General features: G+C 69.1%; 22 protein-coding genes. 13 read left to right on the forward strand and 9 right to left on the reverse strand.

What is annotated here, in order from left to right:
* Window positions 1–1,086, reverse strand: a 1,086-nt coding sequence (locus JHD82_RS20070) for a hypothetical protein (RefSeq protein ID WP_199138352.1), incomplete at its 3' end; no start/stop codon positions are given.
* Between the two features lie 560 nt (window positions 1,087–1,646).
* Here JHD82_RS20070 and fabI point away from each other — a divergent pair.
* The 9 genes from fabI to JHD82_RS20115 all read left to right on the forward strand — a co-directional run bounded on the left by fabI (window position 1,647) and on the right by JHD82_RS20115 (window position 14,820).
* Window positions 1,647–2,414 carry an enoyl-ACP reductase FabI gene (gene fabI, locus JHD82_RS20075; protein ID WP_199138354.1) on the forward strand — a complete coding sequence of 256 codons (768 nt, stop codon included), beginning with the start codon at window positions 1,647–1,649 and terminating at the stop codon, window positions 2,412–2,414.
* 33 nt (window positions 2,415–2,447) lie between these two features.
* Window positions 2,448–3,923, forward strand: a complete 1,476-nt coding sequence (locus JHD82_RS20080) for an efflux transporter outer membrane subunit (RefSeq protein ID WP_199138356.1) — start codon at window positions 2,448–2,450, stop codon at window positions 3,921–3,923.
* A 17-nt stretch (window positions 3,924–3,940) separates the two neighbouring features.
* Entirely contained in the window at window positions 3,941–5,032 is a 1,092-nt protein-coding gene (locus JHD82_RS20085; protein WP_012202692.1) for an HlyD family secretion protein, read from the forward strand.
* A complete protein-coding gene (gene rbbA / locus JHD82_RS20090) occupies window positions 5,029–7,785 on the forward strand; it encodes a ribosome-associated ATPase/putative transporter RbbA (protein ID WP_063327573.1) in 2,757 nt (918 codons plus the stop codon). The genes JHD82_RS20085 and rbbA overlap by 4 nt, the downstream gene beginning before the upstream one ends.
* 1 nt (window position 7,786) lies before the next feature.
* Window positions 7,787–8,917: an ABC transporter permease gene (locus tag JHD82_RS20095; RefSeq protein WP_199138358.1), complete on the forward strand. Its 1,131-nt coding sequence runs from the start codon at window positions 7,787–7,789 to the stop codon at window positions 8,915–8,917.
* A 53-nt stretch (window positions 8,918–8,970) separates the two neighbouring features.
* Window positions 8,971–9,480, forward strand: a complete 510-nt coding sequence (locus tag JHD82_RS20100; RefSeq protein WP_088165732.1) for a hypothetical protein — start codon at window positions 8,971–8,973, stop codon at window positions 9,478–9,480.
* A gap of 137 nt (window positions 9,481–9,617) precedes the next feature.
* Window positions 9,618–12,101 (forward strand): DUF3141 domain-containing protein, encoded by a 2,484-nt coding sequence (locus JHD82_RS20105; RefSeq protein ID WP_199138360.1) that lies wholly within the window; start codon window positions 9,618–9,620, stop codon window positions 12,099–12,101.
* Window positions 12,098–13,576 carry a bifunctional enoyl-CoA hydratase/phosphate acetyltransferase gene (locus JHD82_RS20110; RefSeq protein WP_199138362.1) on the forward strand — a complete coding sequence of 493 codons (1,479 nt, stop codon included), beginning with the start codon at window positions 12,098–12,100 and terminating at the stop codon, window positions 13,574–13,576. The genes JHD82_RS20105 and JHD82_RS20110 overlap by 4 nt, the downstream gene beginning before the upstream one ends.
* Window positions 13,573–14,820: an acetate/propionate family kinase gene (locus JHD82_RS20115; RefSeq protein ID WP_199138364.1), complete on the forward strand. Its 1,248-nt coding sequence runs from the start codon at window positions 13,573–13,575 to the stop codon at window positions 14,818–14,820. The genes JHD82_RS20110 and JHD82_RS20115 overlap by 4 nt, the downstream gene beginning before the upstream one ends.
* 13 nt (window positions 14,821–14,833) lie before the next feature.
* Here the strand turns inward: JHD82_RS20115 and JHD82_RS20120 are convergent, their stop codons facing one another.
* Window positions 14,834–15,184: a chorismate mutase gene (locus tag JHD82_RS20120; RefSeq protein WP_016449526.1), complete on the reverse strand. Its 351-nt coding sequence runs from the start codon at window positions 15,182–15,184 to the stop codon at window positions 14,834–14,836.
* Window positions 15,181–16,680, reverse strand: a complete 1,500-nt coding sequence (gene trpE, locus JHD82_RS20125) for an anthranilate synthase component I (protein ID WP_199138366.1) — start codon at window positions 16,678–16,680, stop codon at window positions 15,181–15,183. Before trpE ends, JHD82_RS20120 begins: the two co-directional genes overlap by 4 nt.
* Window positions 16,681–17,037: 357 nt before the next feature.
* Between trpE and JHD82_RS20130 the strand changes: the two genes are divergently transcribed.
* Genes JHD82_RS20130 through JHD82_RS20140 form a run of 3 tightly spaced genes read left to right on the forward strand, consistent with a single transcriptional unit; the run spans window position 17,038 to window position 18,859 of the window.
* Window positions 17,038–17,433 (forward strand): hypothetical protein, encoded by a 396-nt coding sequence (locus tag JHD82_RS20130; protein ID WP_063327577.1) that lies wholly within the window; start codon window positions 17,038–17,040, stop codon window positions 17,431–17,433.
* Window positions 17,430–17,879 (forward strand): hypothetical protein, encoded by a 450-nt coding sequence (locus JHD82_RS20135; RefSeq protein WP_199138368.1) that lies wholly within the window; start codon window positions 17,430–17,432, stop codon window positions 17,877–17,879. Before JHD82_RS20130 ends, JHD82_RS20135 begins: the two co-directional genes overlap by 4 nt.
* Window positions 17,879–18,859, forward strand: a complete 981-nt coding sequence (locus JHD82_RS20140; protein ID WP_013804689.1) for a CBASS cGAMP-activated phospholipase — start codon at window positions 17,879–17,881, stop codon at window positions 18,857–18,859. The genes JHD82_RS20135 and JHD82_RS20140 overlap by 1 nt, the downstream gene beginning before the upstream one ends.
* Before the next feature lie 48 nt (window positions 18,860–18,907).
* On the opposite strand, the gene JHD82_RS20145 is transcribed toward JHD82_RS20140, so the two are convergent.
* Window positions 18,908–19,222 carry a hypothetical protein gene (locus JHD82_RS20145; protein ID WP_034389625.1) on the reverse strand — a complete coding sequence of 105 codons (315 nt, stop codon included), beginning with the start codon at window positions 19,220–19,222 and terminating at the stop codon, window positions 18,908–18,910.
* A 979-nt stretch (window positions 19,223–20,201) separates the two neighbouring features.
* Between JHD82_RS20145 and JHD82_RS20150 the strand changes: the two genes are divergently transcribed.
* Window positions 20,202–20,798 (forward strand): chalcone isomerase family protein, encoded by a 597-nt coding sequence (locus tag JHD82_RS20150; RefSeq protein ID WP_012202680.1) that lies wholly within the window; start codon window positions 20,202–20,204, stop codon window positions 20,796–20,798.
* Here JHD82_RS20150 and JHD82_RS20155 read toward each other — a convergent pair.
* From JHD82_RS20155 to speE, 5 genes are all read right to left on the reverse strand, one after another.
* Window positions 20,773–22,188 carry a HAMP domain-containing sensor histidine kinase gene (locus tag JHD82_RS20155; protein ID WP_047473841.1) on the reverse strand — a complete coding sequence of 472 codons (1,416 nt, stop codon included), beginning with the start codon at window positions 22,186–22,188 and terminating at the stop codon, window positions 20,773–20,775. The two genes, JHD82_RS20150 and JHD82_RS20155, sit on opposite strands and share 26 nt — an antisense overlap.
* Window positions 22,157–22,843 (reverse strand): response regulator transcription factor, encoded by a 687-nt coding sequence (locus tag JHD82_RS20160; protein WP_013804692.1) that lies wholly within the window; start codon window positions 22,841–22,843, stop codon window positions 22,157–22,159. The genes JHD82_RS20155 and JHD82_RS20160 overlap by 32 nt, the downstream gene beginning before the upstream one ends.
* Window positions 22,821–23,321 (reverse strand): hypothetical protein, encoded by a 501-nt coding sequence (locus tag JHD82_RS20165; RefSeq protein ID WP_199138370.1) that lies wholly within the window; start codon window positions 23,319–23,321, stop codon window positions 22,821–22,823. The genes JHD82_RS20160 and JHD82_RS20165 overlap by 23 nt, the downstream gene beginning before the upstream one ends.
* 170 nt (window positions 23,322–23,491) lie before the next feature.
* Window positions 23,492–24,184, reverse strand: a complete 693-nt coding sequence (locus tag JHD82_RS20170) for a hypothetical protein (RefSeq protein WP_043780549.1) — start codon at window positions 24,182–24,184, stop codon at window positions 23,492–23,494.
* A 244-nt stretch (window positions 24,185–24,428) separates the two neighbouring features.
* A complete protein-coding gene (gene speE / locus JHD82_RS20175; RefSeq protein ID WP_374191654.1) occupies window positions 24,429–25,367 on the reverse strand; it encodes a polyamine aminopropyltransferase in 939 nt (312 codons plus the stop codon).
* Window position 25,368 lies beyond the last annotated feature (1 nt).

Consider the following 25,368-nt stretch of genomic DNA (forward strand, 5'->3'; position numbering starts at 1 on the left):
CAGGGACTGCACGGAACGCTCCAGCCCGGCGAGTGCGGCGATGGCGCCCGGTGCGGCGATGGCGCCCGGTGCGGCCGGCGCCTGCGCGTTGTGCAGCTGACTGAAGGCACTCTTGAACATGTCCACCAGCGCCGCATCCGCACGGCCGCGCTGCGCGGCGGCATCAAAGCGCTTCAGATGCTGGTCCAGCGCGGCCTGGCGCTGCGAAGCGCTGGCGCCCACGGGGGCATCGGACTGCAGGTTGACGGCCAGCTCGCCCGCCGCGCCCTTCATCGCCACCGATCGGCCATCGGCGCCCACATGCAGGCTGAACGAGGACAGGGGCTGCGAAGGCTTGGGGTTCTTGATGTCCAGGTCCAGGCCGGACAGCACGCTGCGGTCGAAGTCCATCAGCTTGCCCAGTTCCAGCTGGGGCTTGCCCGGCTTTCCCAGGCCCTCCAGCGCTTCGTCCAGCCCGTCGGCCAGCTGGGCAATGGCCGCACTCTCGGCCTGGCTCAAGGTGCCGGAACTCTTGACCTCGACCCGCAGCCCGCTGCTGCTGCCCGCTTCGCTGCCGTCGTTCGTGGCAATCCGCAGCTCCACGGTCTGGCCCGATTGCGTGCGGATCTTCAGGCTCACGGTGGCAGCGCCCACGGACACATCGCTCAGTGCGGACTTGTCCAGGGCCTGCGCATCCGCGCTGCCTGCGACGGAGTCGGCCGCCGTGGGCGCCTGGTACTCCGCCACCGTCTGTTGGTAGTCCGACGGCGTGGCCGCAAAGCGCGACAGCAGGGCGCCGCCCAGGCCGCGCCAGCGGTCGGCCAGGCTGGCCGACGGGCCCAGGCCCAGGTTGCGCGCCATCAGGGTGCTGAGGTCGTCCCTGTCTTGCGAGGCCCAGGCCCGGGTCAGCCTGAACTGACCCGGTTCCACGGGCTGCGGTTTGGCATAGATGACGCTGGACCCTGTGGACTGGCCCAGCGTGACCTGCGTGCCCGGGTCGGCGGGTGCAGCAGCTGCCGTGGTCGCTGACGACCTCACGGACACCGTGGGCCGCATGCCCGCTGCGCTGGCGGCAAAGCTGGCGCCGGTGGATGAAATGCTGGTCATGGATTGATCGTCTTCCTTCGGTCTTGTCTTGACTGAATGGCGGCCCCAGGCCTTTGCAGGCAGGGGATTTTCTCTGTTCATGGACCATCGGCAGATTTCCGGTTTTCTTTACCTCCCGTGCACCAATATGGTGTGAATACCTTGTATTCATTGAAATCCGGCCAATACAGGGAATGTTCGGCTGTTGGCGCAAGAAGACACCATTGCTCTACTGGGCAAAGCGACCGGCGGCAAGCGACGTCATCTCATTGACGCCGCTCTCTTTGACCTGAGTCAAGACTATGGAGTGAACTGCATCGATATAACGAAACGGCATCGCCAAAATCGGTCGCTGCAGTGCAACATAGATAGAATGAAAAAGACCAGGAGACGATATTGGCATGCAAACCTTTGATTTGCATGCATCAAAACAAGCTATCAAAAGCTTCGTAGTCACAGGAAATACAAACATTCGCCGTGGCGCATATGTCGGCAATGCCGCGCCATGCCCCGTGATTCCTGACGAAGCCGCCCCAAGGCGGCCTGTTTCCCGGCAGACCTTCTGATCTGGAGCATTCGAGATGACGCTATTGGCTGGCAAAAAGGGCCTGATCGTCGGCATCGCCAACCGCGACAGCATTGCCTGGGCCTGTGCCCGGGCCATGCACGCGACGGGCGCCGAGATCGGCGCGACCTGGCAGAACGACAAGGCCCGTGTGCATGTGGAGCCCCTGCTCGACGAGATCGGTGCCGAGCTGCGCATGCCGCTGGACGTGGGCGACGACGAGCAGATGCGCGCACTGTTCGATGCCGCCGCCGTGCGCTGGGGCCGGCTGGACTTCGTGCTGCACGCCGTGGCCTACGCCCCGCGCAAGGACCTGCAGGGCCGCGTGGTGGACAGCTCCCGCGAGGGCTTTGCGCTGGCCATGGACATCTCCTGCCACTCCTTCATCCGCATGGCGCACCTGGCCGAGCCGCTGATGGCCGCCAGCGGCGGCAGCCTCATGACGCTGAGCTACCTGGGCGCCAGCGAGGTCATGCCGCACTACGGAATCATGGGCCCGGTCAAGGCCGCGCTGGAGTCCACCACGCGCTACCTGGCGGCCGAGCTCGGCCCCTCGCGCATACGCGTCAATGCCGTCTCGCCCGGGCCCATCGCCACGCGCGCGGCCTCGGGCATTGCCGCTTTCGATGAACTCGTGGCCGACAGCGTGCGCCGCTCGCCCATTGCCGGCGAGCTGCGGCCCGACGACGTGGGGCCGCTGTGCGCCTTCCTGGCCTCGGACGGGGCGCGCGCCATCACGGGCTGCACGCTGTATGTCGATGGCGGCCACCACATCCTCAACTAGCGGCTGCCGCACCGGCACCCCGCAGCACTGCAGATGACCCTCCCATTCCCCCGAACCGCCGCCGCCGCGCTGGCAGCCGCACTGGCCACCGCCCTGGCGGGATGTGCCTCCCTGGCGCCGCCGCACGAGCCGCCGCCCCTGCCCACGCCCGAGGCCTGGCCTGCCCATCTGCAGGCGGGCGCCCAGGGTGTCGCCGCCGCCGGCCTGCCCTGGCGCGAGTACTTCACCGACCCCGTGCTGCGCCAGCTGATCGCCACCGCGCTGGAGCACAACCGCGACCTGCGCGTGGCCGCGCTGCGCGCCGAAGAGGCGCGCGCGGCCTTCCAGATCCAGCGCTCCGAGCTGTTCCCGGCCATTGGCGTGGGCGGCCAGGCCGCGCGGGCGCGCGTGCCTGGCGACCTCAACCTCTCGGGCCGCTCCGTGGTCAGCGGCGAGTACCGCGCCGAGGTCGGCTTCAGCAGCTGGGAGCTGGACCTGTGGGGCCGCGTGCGCAGCCTCAAGGACGCGGCCCTGCAGACCTGGCTGGCCAGCGATGCGGGCCGCCACGCGGTGCAGACCGCGCTGATCGCCCAGGTGGCCGATGGCTACCTGGGCCTGCGCGAGCTGGACGAGCGCGTGGCCATTGCGCGCGAGACGCTGGCCACGCGCCAGGAATCCTTTCGCATCTTCACGCGCCGCGAGGCCGTGGGCGCCAGCTCGCGCCTGCAGCTGGCCCAGGTCCAGACCCTGCTGACCCAGGCGCAAGCCCTGCTGGCCCAGCTGGAGCTGGCACGCGCGCAGCAGTTGCACGCCCTGGCCCAGCTGGTCGGCGCCCACCCGGGCCCGCTGCCCGCCGCCGCACCCTTTGACGACGCCCTGGTGCTGGCCGAGCTGCGGCCGGGCCTGCCCTCGGAACTGCTCACGGCGCGGCCCGACATTGCCGCCGCCGAGCACCAGCTGCGCGCGGCCCGGGCCCAGATCGGCGCGGCGCGCGCCGCCTTCTTCCCGCGCATTGCGCTCACGGCCCGCTGGGGCACGGCCAGCGCCGAACTCGACGGCCTGTTCGACGGCGGCAGCCGCGCCTGGGCCTTCGTGCCCACGGTGTCCCTGCCCATCTTCGACGGCGGCCGGCGCCGCGCCAACCTGGAGCTGGGCGAGATCCGCAGCGACATGGCCGTGGCCCAGTACGAGAAAGCCATCCAGACCGCCTTCCGCGAGGTGGCCGACGGCCTGGCCGCGCGCCGCTGGCTGTCCGAGCAGATCACCGTGCAGCGCACCGCCGTGCAGGCCCAGGCCGAGCGCGCGCGGCTGGCGCAGCTGCGCTACGACAACGGCTCGGCCGCCTACCTGGAGGTGCTGGACGCCCAGCGCGACCTGCTGGCCGCACGCCAGCAACTGGTGCAGGCGCGGCGCGCCCTGCTGTCCAGCCAGGTGGGCCTGTATGCCGCCCTGGGCGGCGGCAGCGGCGCCGAACCTGCCGCGCAGCCCGCCACCCTGCCGGCCACGCCTGCCGATCCCCCGAATTCCTGAAGCCTCCGGACCCGCCCATGGACAAGAACACCTCTCTGAAGAACAAGATCGTGCCGATCGCCGCCGTGGCGGTCCTGGCCCTCGTGGCCTGGTGGGCCTGGAAGACCTTCACGCCCAAGGGCCCGGGCGAGGGCTTCGTCGGCAGCAACGGCCGGGTCGAGGCCACCGAGATCGACATCTCCACCAAGCTGCCCGGCCGCGTGGAGGAAATCCTGGTGCGCGAGGGCGACTTCGTGCAGGCCGGCCAGCCCGTGGCGCGCATGCAGATCGACACCCTGCGCGCCCAGCGCCAGGAAGCCGACGCCATGCGCCAGCAGGCCGAGCACAGCGTGGCCGCGGCCGAGGCCCAGGTCACCCTGCGCCGCAGCGACCTGGCCGCCGCCCAGGCCCTGATCGTGCAGCGCGAGACCGAGGTGGACGCCGCGCAGCGCCGCTTCAAGCGCTCGGAAACGCTGGCGCGCGAGGGCGCCTCTTCGGTGCAGGAGCTCGATGACGACCGCGCCCGCGTGCGCGGCAGCGAGGCGGCGCTGGCCGCCACGCGTGCCCAGGCCGCCGCTGCCCAGGCCGCCGTGAAGGCGGCCGAGGCCCAGGTGGTGGGCGTGCGCTCCCAGGTGCAGGCCGCCACGGCCACGGTGGCGCGCGTGCAGGCCGACATCGACGACGGCGTGCTCAAGGCCCCGCGCGACGGCCGCGTGCAGCTGCGCGTGGCCCAACCCGGCGAAGTGCTGGGCGCAGGCGGGCGCGTGCTCAACCTGCTGGACCTGTCCGATGTCTACATGACCTTCTTCGTGCCGGAAACTGCAGCCGGCCGCATCGCCCTGGGCAGCGAGGTGCGCCTGGTGCTGGACGCCGCGCCCGAGTACGTGATCCCGGCCCGCGTCTCCTTCGTCGCCAGCCAGGCCCAGTTCACGCCCAAGACCGTGGAGACCGCCAGCGAGCGCCAGAAGCTGATGTTCCGCGTGCGCGCCCAGATCCCGCCGGAGCTGCTGCGCCGCCATCTGGAACAGGTCAAGACCGGCGTGCCCGGCATGGCCTGGCTGCGCACCGATGCCAGCCATGAGTGGCCCGCCAACCTGGCCATCAAGCTGCCAGCCCAGCCCGCGCAATGAGCGAGAGCACGACGCCCCATGCCAGCGGCTGGGTCGTGCGCCTGAAGGGCGTGCACCAGCGCTATGGCCAGGTCGAGGCGCTGGCGGGCATCGACCTGGACATTCCCGAAGGCCGCATGGTCGGCCTGATCGGGCCGGACGGCGTGGGCAAGTCCAGCCTCATGGCGCTGATCTCCGGGGCACGCAAGATCCAGGAAGGCAGCGTCGAGGTGCTGGGCGGCGACATGGCCCAGCGCCGGCACCGCGAGGCCGTCTGCCCGCGCGTGGCCTACATGCCGCAGGGCCTGGGGCGCAACCTCTATCCCACGCTGTCGGTGGAGGAGAACCTGCAGTTCTTCGCGCGCCTGTTCGGCCATGATGCGGCCGAGCGGCGCCGTCGCATCGACGACCTCACCCAGGCCACGGGCCTGCGCAAATTCCTGGAGCGGCCGGCCGGCAAGCTGTCGGGCGGCATGAAGCAGAAGCTGGGCCTGTGCTGCGCGCTGATCCACGACCCCGACCTGCTCATTCTTGACGAGCCCACCACGGGCGTGGACCCGCTGGCGCGCGCCCAGTTCTGGGACCTGATCGCGCGCATCCGCCGCCAGCGCCCCGGCATGAGCGTGCTGGTGGCCACGGCCTACATGGACGAGGCCCAGCGCTTCGACTGGCTGGTGGCCATGGACGAGGGCCGCGTGCTGGCCACGGGCACGCCGGCCGAGCTGCTGCAGCGCACGGACAGCCGCTCGCTGGAAGAGGCCTTCATCGCCCTGCTGCCCGAAGAGAAAAAGCGCGGCCATGCGCCCGTGACCATTGCCCCCCTGCCCGAGGGCGGCGAGGACGACATCGCCATCGAGGCCAGGGACCTGACCATGCGATTTGGCGACTTCGTCGCCGTGGACCATGTGTCCTTCCGCATCCGCCGCGGCGAGATCTTCGGCTTCCTGGGCTCCAACGGCTGCGGCAAGAGCACCACCATGAAGATGCTGACCGGCCTGCTGCCGGCCAGCGAGGGCCAGGCCTGGCTGTTCGGCCAGCCCGTGGACCCGCGCGACATCGACACGCGCCGCCGCGTGGGCTACATGACCCAGGCGTTCTCGCTGTATGGCGAGCTGACCGTGCACCAGAACCTGGTGCTGCACGCGCGCCTGTTCGGCGTGCCCGAGGCGGACATTCCCGCGCGCGTGGCCGAGATGCTGCAGCGCTTTGACCTGCAGGCCGCGCAGCACAGCCTGCCGGCCGCCCTGCCGCTGGGCATGCGCCAGCGCCTGTCGCTGGCCGTGGCCATGGTGCACAAGCCCGAGCTGCTCATCCTGGACGAGCCCACCTCGGGCGTGGACCCCGTGGCGCGCGACGGCTTCTGGCGCCTGCTGGTGGAGCTGTCGCGGCGCGACCGCGTGACCATCTTCATCTCCACCCACTTCATGAACGAGGCCGAGCGCTGCGACCGCATGTCCATGATGCATGCGGGCAAGGTGCTGGACAGCGACACGCCCGCGCGCCTGGTGGCCAAGCGCGGCGCGGCCACGCTGGAGGAAGCCTTCATCGGCTACCTGGTCGAGGCCGGTGGCGGCGAGGCCCCGGCCGAGGAACAGCAGGCCGCGCCTGCCGCCCCCGCTGCCGTGGAAACGCACACTGCGCGCCGCCGCCATTTCAGCGCCCAGCGCATGCTCAGCTATGTCTGGCGCGAAGCGCTGGAGCTGCAGCGCGACCCGGTGCGCGCCACGCTGGCCCTGGTGGGCTCGCTGATCCTGATGTTCGTGATGGGCTACGGCATCAGCCTGGACGTGGAGGACCTGCGCTTTGCCGTGCTGGACCGCGACCAGACCACCATCAGCCGCAGCTATGCGATGAGCCTGTCGGGCTCGCGCTACTTCATCGAGCAGCCGCCGCTGACCGACTACGACGCACTGGACCGCCGCATGCGCAGCGGCGAGCTGACCCTGGCCATCGAGATCCCGCCGGGCTTTGCGCGCGATGTGCTGCGCGGCGGCTCCGTGCAGGTGGGCGCCTGGTTCGACGGCGCCATGCCCACGCGCGCCGAGACCGTGCGCGGCTACCTGCAGGGCATCCACCAGCACTGGCTGACCGAGCAGGCCCGCGAGCGCCTGGGTGTGACGCCAGCCGGCCTCATCGACATCCAGACGCGCTTTCGCTACAACCCCGACGTGCGCAGCCTGCCGGCCATGGTGCCGGCCGTCATGCCCCTGCTGCTGCTGCTTTTGCCGGCCATGCTGACGGCGCTGGCCGTGGTGCGCGAGAAGGAAAGCGGCTCCATCACCAACCTCTACGTCACGCCGGTCACGCGCACCGAATTCCTGTTGGGCAAGCAACTGCCCTATGTGGTGCTGGCCATGCTGAACTTCCTGCTGATGTGCCTGATGGCCGTCACCCTGTTCGGCGTTCCCGTGACGGGCAGCTTTGCCACGCTGGCCCTGGCGGCGCTGATCTTCAGCGGCGCCTCCACGGGCTTCGGCCTGCTGGCCTCCACGCTGACGCGCAGCCAGATCGCCTCGATGTTCCTGGTGCTGATCGGCACGCTGATCCCCACCACGCAGTTCGCAGGCCTGGTCGATCCCGTGTCCTCGCTGGAGGGGGCGGGCCGCATCATCGGCGAGGTCTATCCGGCCAGCCACATGATCGCCATCAGCCGCGGCGTGTTCAGCAAGGCGCTGGGATTTCGGGAGCTGGCCGGCTCGTTCGGGCCGCTGCTGCTGTCCGTGCCGGTGATCCTGGGGCTGGCCATTGCACTGACCAGAAAGCAGGAGAGCTGACATGCGCACCCGCCTTTTCTCCAACATCTACCGGCTGGGCGTCAAGGAGCTGTGGAGCCTGTGGCGCGACCCCGTGCTGCTGGTGCTCATCGCCTATGTGTTCACGGTCTCCATCTACACGGCGGCCACGGCCATGCCCGAGAGCCTGCACAACGCGCCCATCGCCATCGTGGACGAGGACGGCTCGCCGCTGTCGCAGCGCATCGCGGGCGCCTTCTATCCGCCGCAGTTCGCGCCGCCGGCCATGATCGACCGCACGCAGATGGACCCGGGCATGGACTCGGGCACCTATACCTTCGTGCTCAACATCCCGCCCAACTTCCAGCGCGACGTGCTGGCGGGCCGCGCCCCCGAGCTGCAGCTGAACGTGGACGCCACGCGCATGAGCCAGGCCTTCACGGGCAACAGCTATGTGCAGCAGATCGTCACGGCCGAGGTCAGCGAGTTCGTGCGGCGCTTTCGGGGCGCCACCGCCCTGCCCGTGGACCTGGTGGTGCGCGCGCGCTTCAATCCGGCGCTGGACAAGGTCTGGTTCGGCGGGCTGATGCAGATCATCAACAACGTGACCATGCTGTCCATCATCCTCACGGGCGCGGCCCTGATCCGCGAGCGCGAGCACGGCACGGTGGAGCACCTGCTGGTCATGCCGGTGACACCGACCGAGATCATGCTGGCCAAGATATGGTCCATGGGACTGGTCGTGCTGGTCACCGCCTTTGCCTCGCTCAACCTCGTGGTGCGCGGCGCCCTGGGCGTTCCCATCGAAGGCTCGCTGCCGCTGTTCCTGGCGGGGGCCGCGCTGTGCCTGTTCGCCACAACGTCGCTGGGGATCTTCCTTGCCACGCTGGCGCGCAACATGCCACAGTTCGGCATGCTGCTGGTGCTCGTGCTGCTGCCGCTGCAGCTGCTGTCGGGCGCCATGACGCCGCGCGAAAGCATGCCGCAGCTGGTGCAGAACATCATGCTGGCCGCGCCGACCACCCACTTTGTCGAGCTGTCGCAGGCCATCCTCTACCGCGGAGCGGGGCTGGACGTGGTCTGGAAGCCCTTCCTCGCGCTGGCCGCGATCGGCTCCGTGCTGTTCGCCCTCACGCTCACCCGTTTTCGCAAGACCATCAGCCAGATGGCCTGATTTCGTTCCCGCCGCCAAGGCATCTTTCCATCTCAACCAGCAAGGAGTTTCATATGAGCGCACAGACCATTCCCCTCCATCTGCTCAAGGCACAGCTTGAACTGCAGCTGCACCTGAGCCGGCTGCTGCAGGAAAGCGGCCAACAGTGGCTGGAGCATGCCGCACGCAACGGCCCCGAGCGCATCGCCGAGACCGGCAGCGAGATCGAGGGCGTGCAGCAGACCAGCAGCTGGCAGGAGCTGGCCACCCTGCCCGCCCAGGCCTTCTGGCGCCACGCCCACCTGCGCATGGGCCATGCCCAGGCCCTGGCCCAGACCGCCATGGCCAGCCAGATCACCCTGGCCCAGGGCGTGCAGCAGGCCGTGCACGACTGGCAGCAACAGGTGGCAGCCACGCTGGGCAACAGCACCCAGGGCGCAGCCGACACCGCCGTGCCGTGGAGCGACCTGCTCGCCCGCTGGACCTCGGCCGTGCAGTCCGTGGCCCAGCCCGCCCATGCGGCGCAGCAGCCCATTGCGGCAGCCGCCGCCGAAACGGCCCGCGACACCACAGCCCAGGGCTGACGGGCCCCAAGGAAGCCGCCATGCGGTCCCGCAGGTTCGGGGCCGCATGGGCGCGGGGCGGCCATCCGCACCCAGCCACAAGCAATCACACGCAATCTAAGAGCAGGGCATGACATGCCGGTAAAGGAGTGGGCCAGATGAACGAGAACCTGCAGAGCCACGGCACCGTGGACGTGGGAGGGATGTGGGGCGATCCGATGAAGCTGTCGCAGGCAGCCGCGCAATACGCCACCGATGCCTGGCAGCGCTCGCTGCTGTATGCCGACATCCGGCGCCAGCGCGGCAACCAGTACCGCGAGCATCTGGCCGAGGAAGTGCCCAATGTGCTGAGCTTCCGGGCCGAGATCGTGATGTCGGGCCTGGACCTGCCGCGCCCCGTCAACTACGGCCTGGCACGCATCGCGCCCATGGAGGGCACGGTCATCGACCCGGCCAAGCGCCCCTTCATCGTCGTCGATCCGCGCGCGGGCCACGGCCCCGGCATCGGCGGCTTCAAGCCCGACAGCGAGATCGGCGCCGCGCTCAAGGCCGGCCATCCCTGCTACTTCGTGGGCTTCCTGCCCGACCCCGTGCCCGGCCAGACCGTCGAGGACGTGATGCGCGCCGAGGCCCAGTTCGTGCGCAAGGTCGCCGAGCTGCACCCCGAGAGCCGGGGAAAGCCCGCCGTCATCGGCAACTGCCAGGCCGGCTGGCAGATCCTCATGACGGCCGCCGTCTGGCCCGAGCTGTTCGGCCCCATCATCGTGGCCGGCGCGCCGCTGTCGTACTGGGCCGGCGACAACCCCATGCGCTATGGCGGCGGCCTCATGGGCGGCAGCTGGATGACGGCGCTGACCAGCGACCTGGGCGCGGGCCGCTTCGACGGCGCATGGCTGGTGCAGAACTTCGAGAACCTCAACCCCGCCAACACGCTGTGGGAAAAGCAGTACCAGGTCTATGCCGACGTGGACACCGAGGGGCCGCGCTACCTGGGCTTCGAGAAGTACTGGGGCGGCTATGTCTTCCTGGAAGGCCGCGAGATGCAGTACATCGTGGACAACCTGTTCATCGGCAACCGGCTGGCCACGGCCGAGCTGACGACCTCGGACGGCGTGCGCATCGACCTGCGCAACATCCGCTCGCCCATCGTGGTGTTCTGCTCGCATGGCGACAACATCACGCCGCCGGGCCAGGCCCTGGGCTGGATCACCGACCTGTACCGCGACGACGAGGACATTGCCGCCCACGACCAGACCATCGTCTTCGCCACGCATGACAGCATCGGCCACCTGGGCATCTTTGTCTCGGGCGCCGTGGGCCGCAAGGAGCACCGCGAGTTCGCGGCGCACATCGACATCATCGACCTGCTGCCCGCCGGCATCTACCGCGCCGAGATCGCCGACCGCCCGGCCGGTGTGCCGGCACAGGACCTGACCGACGACGCCTACCTGATGAAGATCCGCCGCAGCGACCTGGCCGAGGTGCGCTCCATCGTCCGGCCCGACCCCGAAAGCGAGCGCCATTTCGCCGCTGCCGCGCGCGTCTCCGAAATCAACCTGGCCCTGTACCGCAACACCGTGCAGCCCTGGGTGCAGGCGCTGTCCACGCCGCTGTCTGCGCGCTGGCTGCAGGCCATGCACCCGCTGCGCGTGGGCTATGAATGCTGGTCGGACTCGCACCCGCTGGCACCCGTCGTGGCCCAGGCCGCCGAGCATGCGCGCGAGGACCGCCACCCCGTCGAGCCCGACAACCCCTTCCTGAAGGCGCAGCAGGCCATGTCGCAGGCCGTGGTGCATCTGCTCGACACCTACCGCGACCAGCGCGATGCCATGCAGGCGCGGCTGTTCCACGCCATCTATGGCTCGCCCCTGGTCCAGGCCCTGGCCGGCCAGAGCCGGCAGGACGACGGCCCGCCGCGCCCGCACCCCGGCGAATCGCCCGAGCACTGCCAGTACATGCGCCAGGAGCTGGCGCGGCTGCACGAAAGCGTGGCACAGGGCGGGCTGTACGAGGCCGTCATCCGCGCCCTGTTCCACGTGCTGCGCGCACGCGGCGAGGCCGATGAACGCCACTTCCGCCACGCCTGGCGGCTGCTGCAGGACCACCTGGGCGGCGTGCCGCCCGACATGGCGCAGTTCCGCCGCATCGTGCGCCGCCAGGCCCTGCTGATGCAGCGCGAGCCCGACGCCGCCATGGCCGCCATCCCCCGGTTGCTGGCCGCCTCGCCCGCCGCCGACATCCGCTGGGGCATGACCACGGTGGACGAGCTGGCCAACCAGGGCGGCAACCTCAGCGATGCCGAGCACCAGCGCCTGCTGCAGGCCATGGGGCATTTCGTGCAGGCGCTGGAGGCGGCCGAGTCCAGGCAGGCGAAAGAGCAGGCCGAGCGGCACCCGGCCATCGCGCCAGCCTCGGCGGCCGAGCCTGAACCCGCACCTGTGACGGTTCCTGTGACGGCACCCGTGACGGCACCTTCGGCAGCTCCTCTGACCGCTCCTGTTGCGGCTCCCGTGGCCGCTCCTGCTGCAGCTCCTGAACCGGCACCCGAGCCCGCACCTGTTCCCGACTCCACGCCTGCCGCCAAGCGCCCCGCACGCGCCCAGGCCAGCCGCGCACACCCCAGCCCCCGGAAAAAGCGATGAACCTCTCCCCCGATTCCGATGCGGCCCTGCCGCCCGAAGACCTGGCCCTGCTGCGCAACCACAGCTTTGACGAGCTGGACGTGGGCGACAGCGCCAGCCTGGAACGCACGCTGAGCACCCAGGACCTGCGCCTCTTTGCCGCCCTGTCGGGCGCGGCCGTGGCCGACGGCGCTGGTGCCGCTGCCGGTGCCGCTGCCGGTGCCGGTGCCGGCACGGTTGCCGGCGCCGACGATGACGACACGGCCCTGATCGCCCACGGCATGTGGGGCGGCATGCTGCTGGCCTCGGTGCTGGGCACGCGCCTGCCCGGCACAGGCACCACCCTGGTCGGCCAGACGCTGCGCTTTCTGGCGCCGCTTGCCGCAGGCGACCGGCTGACCGTGCGCGTGGAGGTGCTGGCCAAGCAGGCCGAGCAGCGCCAGGTCACGCTGGCCGTGGCCTGCACCAACCAGCATGGCGCCGCCGTGATCGAGGGCCAGGCCACCGTGCATGCGCCTGCGCGCCACATCGAGCGCCAGCGCACCAGCCTGCCCGAGATCCGCCTGGAAGCCGGTGGACGCGACGGCCTGCAGCGCCTGCTGGCCCATGTGGCCGGCCTGCCGCCCATCCGCGTGGCCGTGGTCCATCCCTGCGACGAGCCCAGCCTCTCGGCCGCGCTGGACGCGCGCCGCGAAGGCCTGATCGACCCCGTGCTGGTGGCCCCGCGCGCGCGGCTGGAGGCCGTGGCGGCCGAGCACGGGCTGGACCTGGGCGGCCTGCGCATCGAGGACGTGCCGCACAGCCACGCCGCCGCCACGCGCGGCGCCGAGCTGGCCGCCTGCGGCGAGGTCGAGGCCATCATGAAAGGCAGCCTGCACACGGACGAGCTCATGGCCGAGGTCGTGGCCGCCGCCGCCGGCCTGCGCACCAAGCGCCGCGTCAGCCACTGCTTCGTGCTGCAGACGCCGCACTATCCGCGCCCCTTCATCGTCACCGACGCGGCCATCAACCTCGCGCCCGACCTGCAGCAAAAGGCCGACATCGTGCGCAACGCCATCGCCCTGGCCCATGCCATCGGCGTGCCCGAGCCCAAGGTCGCCATCCTGGCCGCCGTGGAGACCGTGAGCCCGCACATGCCGGCCACGCTGGACGCCGCCGCGCTGTGCAAGATGGCCGACCGGGGCCAGATCGAAGGCGGCGTGCTCGACGGGCCGCTGGCCTTCGACAACGCCGTGTCCATGGCCGCCGCGCGCACCAAGGGCATCGATTCGCCCGTGGCGGGCCAGGCCGACATCCTGGTCGTGCCCGACCTGGAAAGCGGCAACATGCTGGCCAAGCAGCTCATGTACATGGGCGAGGCGGCCAGCGCCGGCATCGTCATGGGCGCCAAGGTGCCCGTGATCCTGACCAGCCGCGCCGACAGCCGCGCCTCGCGCATCGCCTCCTGCGCCATCGCCTTGCTGCTGGCCCACCGCTACCGGAACTCCCCGCCATGATCCCTGCCCACACCGCCTCCCCTGCCGCCCGCGAACTGGTCGTGGTGCTCAACTGCGGCTCGTCCAGCATCAAGTTCGCCGTCTTCGACGGTGCCCAGCGCCCGCTGCCGCGCAAGCCGCTGTGGAACGGCAAGGTCCAGGGCATAGGCGGGCCCGCGCCCGACTTCGGCGAGAGCGGCGTGCCGCCCTTTGCCATTGCCCTGGATGCCGCCCACCCCTACCGCGCCGCGCTGCAGCTGATCCGCGAGCGCATCACCGCGCGCCTGGCGCAGCTGGACGGCGCCCGCGTGGCCGCCGTCGCCCACCGCGTGGTGCACGGCGGCAGCCGCTACTTCGAGCCCGTGCGCGTCGATGCCGGCGTGCTGGCCGATCTCAAGGCCTTCATCCCGCTGGCGCCGCTGCACCAGCCCTTTGCGCTGGAGGCCATGGACATCCTGCTGCGCGAGCGGCCCGAACTGGTGCAGGTGGCCTGCTTCGACACCGCCTTCCACCACACGCTGCCCAAGGTCGAGCAACTGCTGCCCCTGCCGCACGCGGCCTGGGAGCGCGGGCTGCGCCGCTACGGCTTCCACGGCCTGTCCTACGAATACATGGCCACCGCCCTGCCCGAGCGCCATGGCGACCTGGCACGCGGGCGCACCCTGGTGGCCCACCTGGGCAGCGGCGCCAGCCTGTGCGCCATGCAGGGCCTGCACAGCGTGGCGACGACCATGGGGTTCTCTGCGCTGGACGGCCTGATGATGGGCACGCGCACCGGCGCGCTGGACCCCGGCGCCGTGATCTACCTGATGGAAATCGAAAAGCTCAGCCTGCAGGAAGTGGGCCGCATCCTGTACCACGAGTCCGGCCTGCTGGGCGTCTCGGGCACCTCGTCCGAGCCGCGCGTGCTGCTGCCGCTGGAGTCGGGCGCAGATGCCCAGGCCGAGCGCGCGCGCGATGCGCTGGCCCTGTACGTGCGGCGCATCGTGCGCGAGATCGGCGCCCTGGTCGCCGTGCTGGGCGGCCTGGACCTGCTGGTGTTCACCGCAGGCGTGGGCGAGCACAGCGCCGAGATACGGCGGCGCGTGTGCGAGGGCCTGGGTTTTCTGGGCCTGCGGCTGGACGCCGAGGCCAATGCGCGCGATGCGGCCGTGATCTCGGCCACCGGCAGCGCCGTCACCGTGGGCGTGGAGCCCACGAACGAGGAATGGGTGGCAGCGCGCCATGCGCTGCGCTGGCTGCCGGGCAACGCGATCCCCGCATGAGTGGGAACAGGCCCTAGGAACGATCGTCCTGCGCACCGCCTTCGCGCAGCCGCGCGAACTCGCGGTGCTCGTAGGCAATGCATTCCTCCATGAGGTGGCGGTACACCGCCTCCATCATGTCGGGCTGGCCGCCCTCGGCGGCCGTGCGCTCGCGCACGCGGCGCACGATGGCCTCGATGCGGCCCTCGTCGCGCACCTGGGCCGCATCGGCCTTGATGCGCGCGGCCTGCTGCATGTAGCCCATGCGCGTGACCAGCAGCGGCACCAGCACATCGTCCAGCGCATCCACATTGCGGCGCACATCCAGCATGTCGGTGCAGTGCTGCACCAGGTCGATGGCCTGCTTGGCGCGGTCCGTGCTCATTCCAGTCCTTCCTCCACCAGCTCGGCCGCGCGCATCAGTGCGCGGGCCTTGTGCTCGGTCTCTTTCCATTCCATCTCGGGCACGGAATCGGCCACCACGCCGGCGGCGGCCTGCACGTAGAGCGTGCCGTCCTTGATCACGCCCGTGCGGATGGCAATCGCCAGGTCCATGTCGCCCGCAAAGCTCAGGTAGCCGCAGGCGCCGCCGTAGATGCCGCGCTTGGTGGGCTCCAGCTGGTCGATGACCTCCATGGCATGCACCTTGGGCGCGCCCGTCAGCGTGCCGGCCGGGAAGGTGGCCTTGAACACGTCCATGTTGTCCATGCCCTCGCGCAGGACGCCCTCCACGTTGCTGACGATGTGCATCACGTGGCTGTAGCGCTCCACGGCAAAGGCCTCGGTCACCTTGACGCTGCCCGTCTTGGCGATGCGGCCGATGTCGTTGCGCGCCAGGTCGATCAGCATCACGTGCTCGGCGCGTTCCTTGGGGTCGGCCACCAGTTCCTTTTCGGTGGCCTTGTCGGCCTCGGGCGTGGCGCCGCGCGGGCGCGTGCCGGCCAGCGGGCGGATGGTGACCTTCTGGCCCTCGTCCGTGTTCTCCTGGCGCACCAGGATCTCGGGGCTGGCGCCCACCACATGGAAATCGCCCAGGTGGTAGTAGTACATGTAGGGGCTGGGATTGAGCGATCGCAGCGCGCGGTACAGGCTCAAGGGGCTGGCCGTGAAGCGCTTGTGGATGCGCTGGCCCACCTGCACCTGCATGAAGTCGCCCGCGGCGATCAGCTCCTTGGCCTTCTCCACGGCCGCCAGGTAGTCTTCCTTGGCAAAGCTGCGCTGGGCCGGATGGCTCTCGCCGGCCTTGATCTGCGGCGCGCTGACCGAGTAGCGCAGCAGATCCTTCAACTGCCGCAGCCGCTTCTTGGCGCGCGTATAGGCCTCGCTCTCGCCGGGGTTGGCATAGACGATCAGGTACAGCTTGCCCGACAGGTTGTCGATCACCGCCACTTCCTCGCACTGCAGCAGCAGGATGTCGGGGCAGTTGAGCGTATCGGGCGGGCAGGAATCTTCCAGCTTCTTCTCGATGTAGCGCACGGCGTCGTAGCCGAAGTAGCCGGCCAGCCCGCCGCAAAAACGCGGCAGCCCCGGGCGCAGTGCCACCTTGAAGCGCTTTTGGTAGGCAGCGATGAAATCCAGCGGATTGCCCTTGGCCGTCTCCACCACCTGGCCATCGGTCACCACCTCGGTGCATGCCGCCTCGCCGAAGCCGCTGGCGCGCAGCAGCGTGCGTGCAGGCAGGCCGATGAAGCTGTAGCGCCCGAAGCGCTCGCCGCCCACCACGGACTCCAGCAAAAAGCTGTGCTTGCCGTCACCGCCCGCATGGGCCAGCTTGAGGTAGAGGGACAGGGGGGTTTCGAGGTCCGCAAACGCCTCGACCATCAGAGGGATGCGGTTGTAGCCCTGCGCAGCAAGGCTCTTGAATTCGAGTTCGGTGATCACGGGGAAAGACTCCGGATTGCGTGGCGCTGGCAGACCTGGTGTGGGTGCGGGCTGCGTATGGATTGCGCCGATTCATTCGATTGGCCCGTGGGGCCTCGGGTGCACGCCGGGTCGCGCCCCGGGTGCTTCAGCTGTTCAGTTGGACAGGCTTGCGCCAGGGCCAGGCTCCCCGGTCTCCACAACCTGCAATGAACATGCGATGAATGAACATAGCGGGCAAGTGTAGCGCAGACGCGGCTGGGTACAAGTGCGGACCGGCGCCTTGCGGGGGCGCCGCAGGGGCCTGCCATGGCCACAATTGACACCCTGGTCAGTCTGACCAACAATGGCAGCACAACCTGACCAGAAAGGTCGACCATGCCGTCCCATTTCTCCGCCCGCACCGACGCTGCCTTGCCCGAGGGCGAACGCGACCCGCTGAACCGCGCCCTGCGGGACCTGAGCCATCAGGTCGGATCGGCCATGCCGCGCAACACCACGCCCATGCCGATCTCGGTCTTCAAGGCGCAGTACGGCGCGGTGCTCAAACAGGCCGATCACGACGGGGTGGCCCTCATCTCCCAGGGCCGCAAGCGCTACGTGATCGTCAGCGAGGAGCACATGGTGGCCCTGTCCGCCAACGAGCGCGCCCCCCGCACGGTGGCCGACATCTGCAGATCGCTGCCACTGCCGCGCCAGGCCATGGATCTGTCCGCTGCGCAGATGTCCGGGGCGCGCGGCGATATCGACGTACCCGCCCGGCGCGCGCCATGAGCCGCTACCTGCTGGGCCCGCGCTGCCTGCTGTGGATGGCGAACCAGGAACCCGCAACCCTGGAGTGGTTCTCCACCATCCGGCCGCTGGACTGCATCGTCAGCGACCTGTCCATGGCCATCGCCAAGGCGGCCGTGGCCGAGGCATTCCACGACCTGCGTGACCGCAACGAATGGTTCTCCCTGCTCGATGCGCTGTATGCCAACCTGCGGGCCGAAGGCGCCTCCATGCTGACCAGCGTGGACAACAAGGTGCTGGAGCGCTTCATCGAATGGCGCAACTTCGCGCCGCTGGACAGCCAGGGCCCGCAGGGCACGGCGCCCCTGGCGCAGGACCTGCGGCTGCTCATCGCCACGGCCGACCTGCTCAAGGTCTGCTACACCGAGCCCGCCAACCTCTACCTGGCGCAGGCCGCCGCCCGGGGCGTTGCCGTGCACGCGCTGTGATGGACTTCGACGTACCGCCCCTGTCCAGCGCGGTGCGCCAGGGCCTGCGCCGGCGCCGGGTCGTCCTGAGCCTGTCGGGCGGCGGCTATCGCGGCCTGTTCAGCGCCCATGTGCTGGAGCGCATCCACCGCGAATTCGGCAACGGCGACCTGCTGGAGAAAGTGGACCTGTTCGCCGGCACCTCCATCGGCGCCATCATCGCCACCGCCCTGGCCAGCGGCTGCCAGCCCGCGCGCATCAAGCAGCTGCTGCTGGACCATGGCCCCGCCATCTTTCCCTCCAAATGGCTGCCCGGCCTGCGCCAGGCCATGGGCAAGGCGCTCTATGACAGCGCCCCGCTGCGCGCAGCGATCAAGGAGGCCATGCCGCAAGCGGAGCAGTCCGCCCTGGGGCAACTGCAGGTGCCGCTGCTGCTGCCCGCCGTGAACTGGAATTCATCGCAGCTGCACGTGCTGGCCAGCGGCGCCCTGCCCGACAGGGACCGGCTGGGCCTGACGCTGATGGACGCCATGCTGGCCTCATCGGCCGCCCCCACCTACTTTCCCGCGCACGCCGCAGCAGGCCATGTCTTCGTGGACGGCGGACTCGCCGCCAACGCGCCCGACCTGCTGGCCCTGCAGGCCGCACGCCAGCTCTGGGGGCCGGCGGCCGACATCGTGATGATCAGCATAGGCACCGCCAACCCCCAGCAGGGCCAGGACCCCGTGGCCATGCCCCGGCGCGGGCTGACCCTGGTCAAGCCCCTGCTGGACCTGGTCATGGCCGCCCAGGAGGTCCAGGCCGTCAAGGCGGCCCGCCAGGAACTGGGCACCAGCAGCTACCTGCGCCTGAACTTCACGCAGCCCGCAGCCCAGCAAAAGCGCCTGGGCCTGGACATCGCCAACGCCGACAGCACCCGGCTGCTGCAGGCCCTGGGCGACGAATGCATCGCCGCCCTCACGGAGCAGGAAAAGACGCTGCTGAAGAACGTCCTGGGCTGAAGCCTCAGGCCAAGCGAAGCGAAGGCCCGACAGGGCTTGCAAAGAGAATCAGCGCTCAAACGCCGCCGAAGCCGCAGCCATCCGCCGCAGATACGCCGGATCCTCCTGCAGGCAATGCACGTAGCTCACCTCGTCCTCCACCAGCTCCTCCATCCGCTGCGCAGCCCCGCAAATGGCCTGCAGCGCATTGGCCACCACCTCCAGATTGCGATGGCCCTCGGGCCGCTCCAGCCAGGCCAGCGCCAGCTGGCCCAGCGAATACACCTCGCTGCTGCCTTGCAGCGTCAGCCGGCCGATCTCGGTCACGGCATGGCTCAACTGCTGCGGCGTGGGCTGGGTCAGGGTTGTGGAAGCGGTACTCATGGCGCAACCCCTCCCACGGCAGACGCGCCAGAGTGAGGCGCTTGATAGGTGGAGGGGAAGGCAAAAGAAGAAATGCCATGCATGGTTTCGTACTCCTCAGTAGGACGAAGCCACGAGACTGTGTTCTTACGCACAGACAGGTGGACGGGATGTTAAGAACACGCACTGAGACGCGCGGACGCCCTTACGGGTAGCCCCATCCCGCCCGAAACCGCAGGGACGCAGGCTTGCGCCCACGCTCCGGAAATCAGACGTGACAAGGCCTCCTTAACGGGGAGGCCGCACCGCTCAATGGTTGGGTGTTCTTACGCACCAGCCCCTGAACAGGGGGCTGCCGCAATGATAGAGGCTTTCAAGAAGGCAAGCGCCCCGAAGCCCCAGGCCGAGCGCAGCGAAGGCCCGGGCCAACTCCCCGTATGTCAGCGCCTGCGCCGTGGTGGTTGCGGGGTTGCAGTCCTGCCGAAGGACAGGACTGCTTCGTCATCTGACTCGCCGTGATTGTTTGAACGTAGCGCGCAGCGCGAAGTGAGTTTCACGGCGAACCCCGCAACCGCCACGGCGCAGGTTGCCCCGCAGCGAAGCGAAGGGGTCGCGGACATTCGGGCGCTTTTCTTTGCTCACTTTCTTGTAGCGAGACAAGAAAGTGAGTCGGCCGCCGGGCCGAAACCCGGCCTCGAAAAGAAACGCCCCGACAGGGGCTTGCAAACAGAATCAGCGGTGCAACGCACAGACAGGTGGACGGGATGTTAAGAACACGCATTGCGACGTGCGGACGCCCTTGCGGGTAGCCCCATCCCGCCCATAACCGCAGAGCCGTGGGCATACACCCACGACAAGAACAGCGGACCGAGCAGGATGATAGCCACCCGCCATCGGCCCGCGAAAACCCTGTTGCCACCCCCACCCGATCCCCACAACATGTCGCCCGGACGTAACAAACCGCAACCGGGCCACAGCCCGCCCCCCCGCAGGAGACACCATGACCGCCTTGCCCCGCTGGATGAAGACAGCCGCCCTGGCCATGGCGCTGGCGATGCCGCTGGCCGCCACAGCCCAGGAGCCGCCGCGCACCGTCGCGGGCGTGGCCTATCCAGCCCAGGCGGGGGTGGGCGGTCAGACGCTGCAGCTCAACGGCGCGGGCATTCGCTACAAGGCCATCTTCAAGGTCTACACGGCGGGCCTGTACCTGGAAAAGCCGGCCGCCAGCCTGCAGGAGATCGCGGCCCTGCCCGGCCCCAAGCGCGTGAGCGTGACCATGCTGCGCGAGATCGATTCGGCCGAGCTGGGCAAGCTGTTCGCGCGCGGCATCGAGGACAACATGGAGCGCGCGCGCTTCTCGCGCCTGGTGCCCGGCGTGCTGCGCATGAGCGACATCTTCACGCAGCACAAGAAGCTGCTGCCGGGCGAGAACTTCTCGGTGGACTGGGTGCCGGGCCAGGGTGCCCAGGTCTTCGTCAAGGGCCAGGCCCAGGGCGCGCCCTTCCAGGAGCCCGAGTTCTTCCAGGCGCTGCTGGGCATCTGGCTGGGCCCGCACCCGGCCGACGAGCAGCTCAAGAAGGCATTGCTGGGCGGTTGAACGGCTGCGCGGGCTCCTGCACCGGCCCGGCAAAGCGCGCCTGGATCTCCAGTCCCGTGGCACCGGGCAGGGCCGTGAGCGTCCAGCCGTGGGCGCGCGCAATCTCCAGGCAGATGGGCAGGCCCAGGCCCGCACCCAGGTCGCGCCGCTCGCTGCTGCGCCAAAAGCGCTCGAAGATGCGCGGCAGGTCCTCGGGCGGCACGCCACGGCCCTGGTCCAGCACCGAAAAGCCCAGGCCGCAGGCCTTCACGGTGACGGTGGCGCCCTGCGGGCTGTGCTGCACGGCGTTCTCGATCAGGTTCTTGAGCAGCACGAAGAGCGCGCCCCGGTCGGCACGCCAGGCAAGGGCATCGTCCTTGACCTCGCAGTGGATGTGCACGCCGCATTTTTCGGAGGCGCGGGCCATGAAGTCGCAGACCTCGCCAATGATGTCGGCCGGCGCAATGTCTTCCATGCGGTAGCGCTGGTGTTCGCAGACCTCGGCCAGGTGCAGCAGCTGCTGGACCTGGCGCGCCATGTGGTCCACGTCCTTGAGCAGCTCGGGGCTGCGCCGGTCCTCGGGCTCCAGCTCGATCTGCACGCGCATCAGGGCCAGAGGCGTCTTGAGCTCATGCGCGGCCATGGACAGGAATTCCTGCTGGTTCCTGAAGCCGGCCTGCAGCCGGTCCAGCACATGGTTGAAGGCCTCGACCAGGGGCGCGAACTCGCGCGGCAGATCCTTGGGCTGCAGGCGCGTGCCCAGCGTCTGCGGGGTGATGCGCTGCGCATCCTGCGCGGCCACGCCCAGCGGCCTGAGCATGCGCTGCAGCGTGCGGTGCGTGGAGAACAGGAACACGACCAGGAAGACCACGCCGATGGCCACCATGCCGCGCCACAGCGCGGGCAGGCCCACCGATTCGCGCAGCCAGTCCACCATGCGGTCGCTGACGGCTATCTGCACGTGCCACGTCGTGCCGTCGTGGACCAGCGTGGCCGTGCCCGCGCGCATGACCACGCCGCCGCGCTCGTAGGCAAAGGCCTTGAGCTCGGGGTCGAAGCCCTGGCCGGTCTGCGTCAGCGGCTGCATTTCGCCGTTGGGGGCGAAGACCACGCGGCCGCGGGCGTCGGTGATGCGCAGCTGCATTTCCTCGCCCAGGCTGGTCAGCATCCAGGCCTTGAGTTCGCGCTCGCTGAAACCCTGGGGCACGCCCTTGGCATCGAAGCTCACCCACTCGGCCAGCTTCTCGGCCGCATGCCCCATGCCGCGCTGCAGCGCGTAGCTGTCGAAGGGCTTGGCGACGAGGATCACCAGCGCGCCGACCAGCAGCGCGCTGAACACCATGCTCAACCCATAGACGGCCAGCAGCCGCGAGCGCAGGCTACCGGGCCAGCAAAGGTTCGCGAAGCGCATAGCCCTGACCCCGGATGTTGACGATTTCCATGCACGAGCCGGCCGCGGCCAGCTTGCGGCGCAGCCGGTGCAGGGCCACATCGAGGGCGTTGGGCGTGACCACGCTGCTCATGCCCCAGGCCGCCGCCTCCAGCGTGGAGCGGCGCACCGTGGCGCCGGCCTTGCGCACCAGGCTGAGCATGATCTGCAGCTCCGCCGGCGGCAGCGCGATGGCCGAGCCCGCGCAGTGCATGCAGGCCTGCTGCGGGCTGATGCTGATGTCGCCCAGCTGCGGCGCCAGCTCCTGCACCAGGGCCGGGCGGCGCAGCAGGGCGCGCACGCGGGCAATCAGTTCTTCCATGGGAAAGGGCTTGGTCAGGTAGTCGTCGGCACCGGCCTCCAGGCCGCCCACGCGGTCGCTGAGTGCGTCACGGGCCGTGAGCATCAGGCAGGGCGTGGAGCGGCCCGCGGCGCGCAGGCGCTGCACCAGTTGCAGGCCGTCGCCATCGGGCAGGCCGCGGTCGATGACGATCACGCCGTAGTCGATGTCCTGCAGGGCCAGCCAGGCCGTGGAGATCTGGTGGAAGACATCGGTCTCTATGCCGGAGTTGGCCAGCGAGCGGCTGACCAGCGTGGCCAGCCTGGCATGGTCCTCAATTAATGCGATGCGATTCATGGTTTCCGTCGTTGCCGCACAGGGACAGCAAATGCTCCCTGATCCCGGTGATGCGCTGCGGCGCCATGGGCTCGACCAGCACATGGATGACCCACAGGTCCTCGACCATGGCGCGGCATTGCAGGGCAATGTCCTCGGACACCAGATCGTCGGCGCAGGCAGCGTCCACGAAATCAAACCATATGTTCTGGAATCTTGCGCGGGTCAGCAACTGTGCGGCCGTCTTCTGGCCGCGCTGGCGGGACAGGGCATGGTCGCAGACGCAGCGGATATAGGCGCGCAGGTGGCGTGCGGGGCCTGGCGGCTCCTCGGCCAGCGCCTGCAGCAGGTCCTCGCGGAACTTGAGGATGACCAGCTCGAAGATCGTCTCCAGCCGCACGGCACGGTGCTGGCTGCATTCTTGGAAGCGCGAACCCAGGGAATACGCCTGGCCCGCCGCCTGGATACCTATCACGTCCTGGTAGATGGAGGCTTGCATTGCGATGGCACGTTCTGTCGTTTCAGGCTCCGTCGGTCCGCCGCGAGAGCGGCAAACCTGCGGGGAAAACGGCCATGCTCCTCGATTGCGTCTTACTGGCGACTTACCGGCCCCTGAATCTGCCCCATTACACCGGGAATATGCAGGCGGCCGGTTTGATCAATATCGGCTCAAATATCTTCCCGCCAGCCAGCAACATACCTGACCAGCGCCCACTGCGCCAGCCACAGTGCCATATAGCCAAAGGTCTCCACCAGCTCCTCCAGCACGATCACCTGATAATCAAACCATTGCTGCAGGACAATGAAGCCATGACCTTCCGCATTGGTGGAGATCACCATGGCCGCGACAAATATCGCCAGGCTGAATATCGGCAGCGCATTTTCGCGCACCAGGCGCTTGATGACTTTGTTCCAGACACCATGGCGCACAAACCAATAGCAGCACAGCAGCAGCATGGCCCCCACCACCCATTTGACGGCGGGCCGGTACCACAGCGCCTGGGAGCTGATCACCGGCCCCCACTTGCCAGCCTCCAGGCTGGGCAGGAAAGCCGCGCCCCAGGCCAGTTCACGCCCCAGAAAGGCCAGCCAGAACAGGGAGGCGATCCACCACAGGGGCGCTGCAAGGGAGCCCTTTTGCCGCCGCGCCGCAACCAGGGCCGCCACCATGCCCAGCAGCAGGGTCACGGCCTGGATATTCTCCAGGAATCCATTTTCCCAGCTCAGGCTTTGCGGCAATACAAAGCTCAGGGGGAAACTCAATACCAGTCCCGCCAACAAAGCCCAATTCCAAATCCGCAGCAAGGAATCATCATGGAATTTGGACGCGGATATTCTTGTTTTTGAAAGGGAAGCAGTCATTTTGATACAGGGCGTCTGGCGCTTATCTGTTGATATGGTTCTTGCAAGCACGCAATATCCCGGAAATACTTACCAGGGAGGCCGAAAAAATGGCGGGCGCACAGGCCTTCCCGCCGTTTTTCATTACAGCAGACTTGCCACCAGATTGCAGCACTGTGTCAAATTTGCCCTGCCGGGCACGCAGTTGCCACCGCAGCCCGGCCAGGGCGGGCCGGGCTCGGACCGTTGCCAGAACGGGCTGGGCTCAGGCAACGCGGACCGCGCGCGCGGGCAGCGCCGCCAGGGGCGCGGGCTGCACCAGGTCGCGGTAATAGTTGGGCAGCGCGAACAGTGCGGGGTGCACTTCGGCGTTGTAGTAGCGCAGGTCGGGCAGGCGGCGCTCGGCCAGGCGCTGGCGCAGCTGGGCGGGGGGCAGCGCCGCCGCGTCCAGCGTGTCGGAGGCCACGGCCAGGCCCCAGTAGGCGCCGTACAGGGGGATGTACAGGCCGTAGCAGCGCACGATGGCAAAGCGCTCGCGCAGGCTGGCCACCAGCCGCGCCACCTGCTCGCCATGGAAGACGGGGCTGCCCAGGTGCAGCACCAGGGCGCCGCCCGGCGCCAGCACGCGCTTCATGCGCGCCAGGGCCTGGTCGGAGTACAGCGCGCTGGCAGGCGTGTCGGGGTCGGTGAGGTCCATGAGCGCGAGGTCGAAACGCTCCTCGGTGCGCTCCACCATGGCCATCCCATCGCCGATGCGCAGTTGCAGGCGCGGGTCATCGAACACGCCCCGGTGCACCTGCTGCAGGTGCGTGCGCGCAGCCTGGACCACGGCCTCGTCCAGCTCGGCCACCACCACCTGCTCCATGGACGGGTGCTTGAGCAGCTCCTCGGCCGCGCCGCCATCACCACCGCCCAGGATCAGCGCCTTGCGCGGCGCCGGGTGGGCCAGGGCAGCGGGATGGACCAGGGCCTCGTGGTAGAAGAATTCCTCGCCTTCGGAGGTCATGAAGCGGCCATCCAGGCGCAGCACCTTGCCGAACTGCGGCGTGTGCAGCAGCTCCAGTTCCTGATGGGGCGTCTGCACGGTTTCGCGCCGCGTGGCGCGCCAGCCAAAGCGCGCATGGGGCGTGAGCGCCTCCAGCGCCCAATCGCCCTCATCGGCCGCCGCCGTGGCCTGGGCGCCGGGACCGATGTCGCCGCGCATC

This window comes from Delftia sp. ASV31, from assembly GCF_016428765.1.
Lineage (GTDB): Bacteria > Pseudomonadota > Gammaproteobacteria > Burkholderiales > Burkholderiaceae_C > Comamonas > Comamonas acidovorans.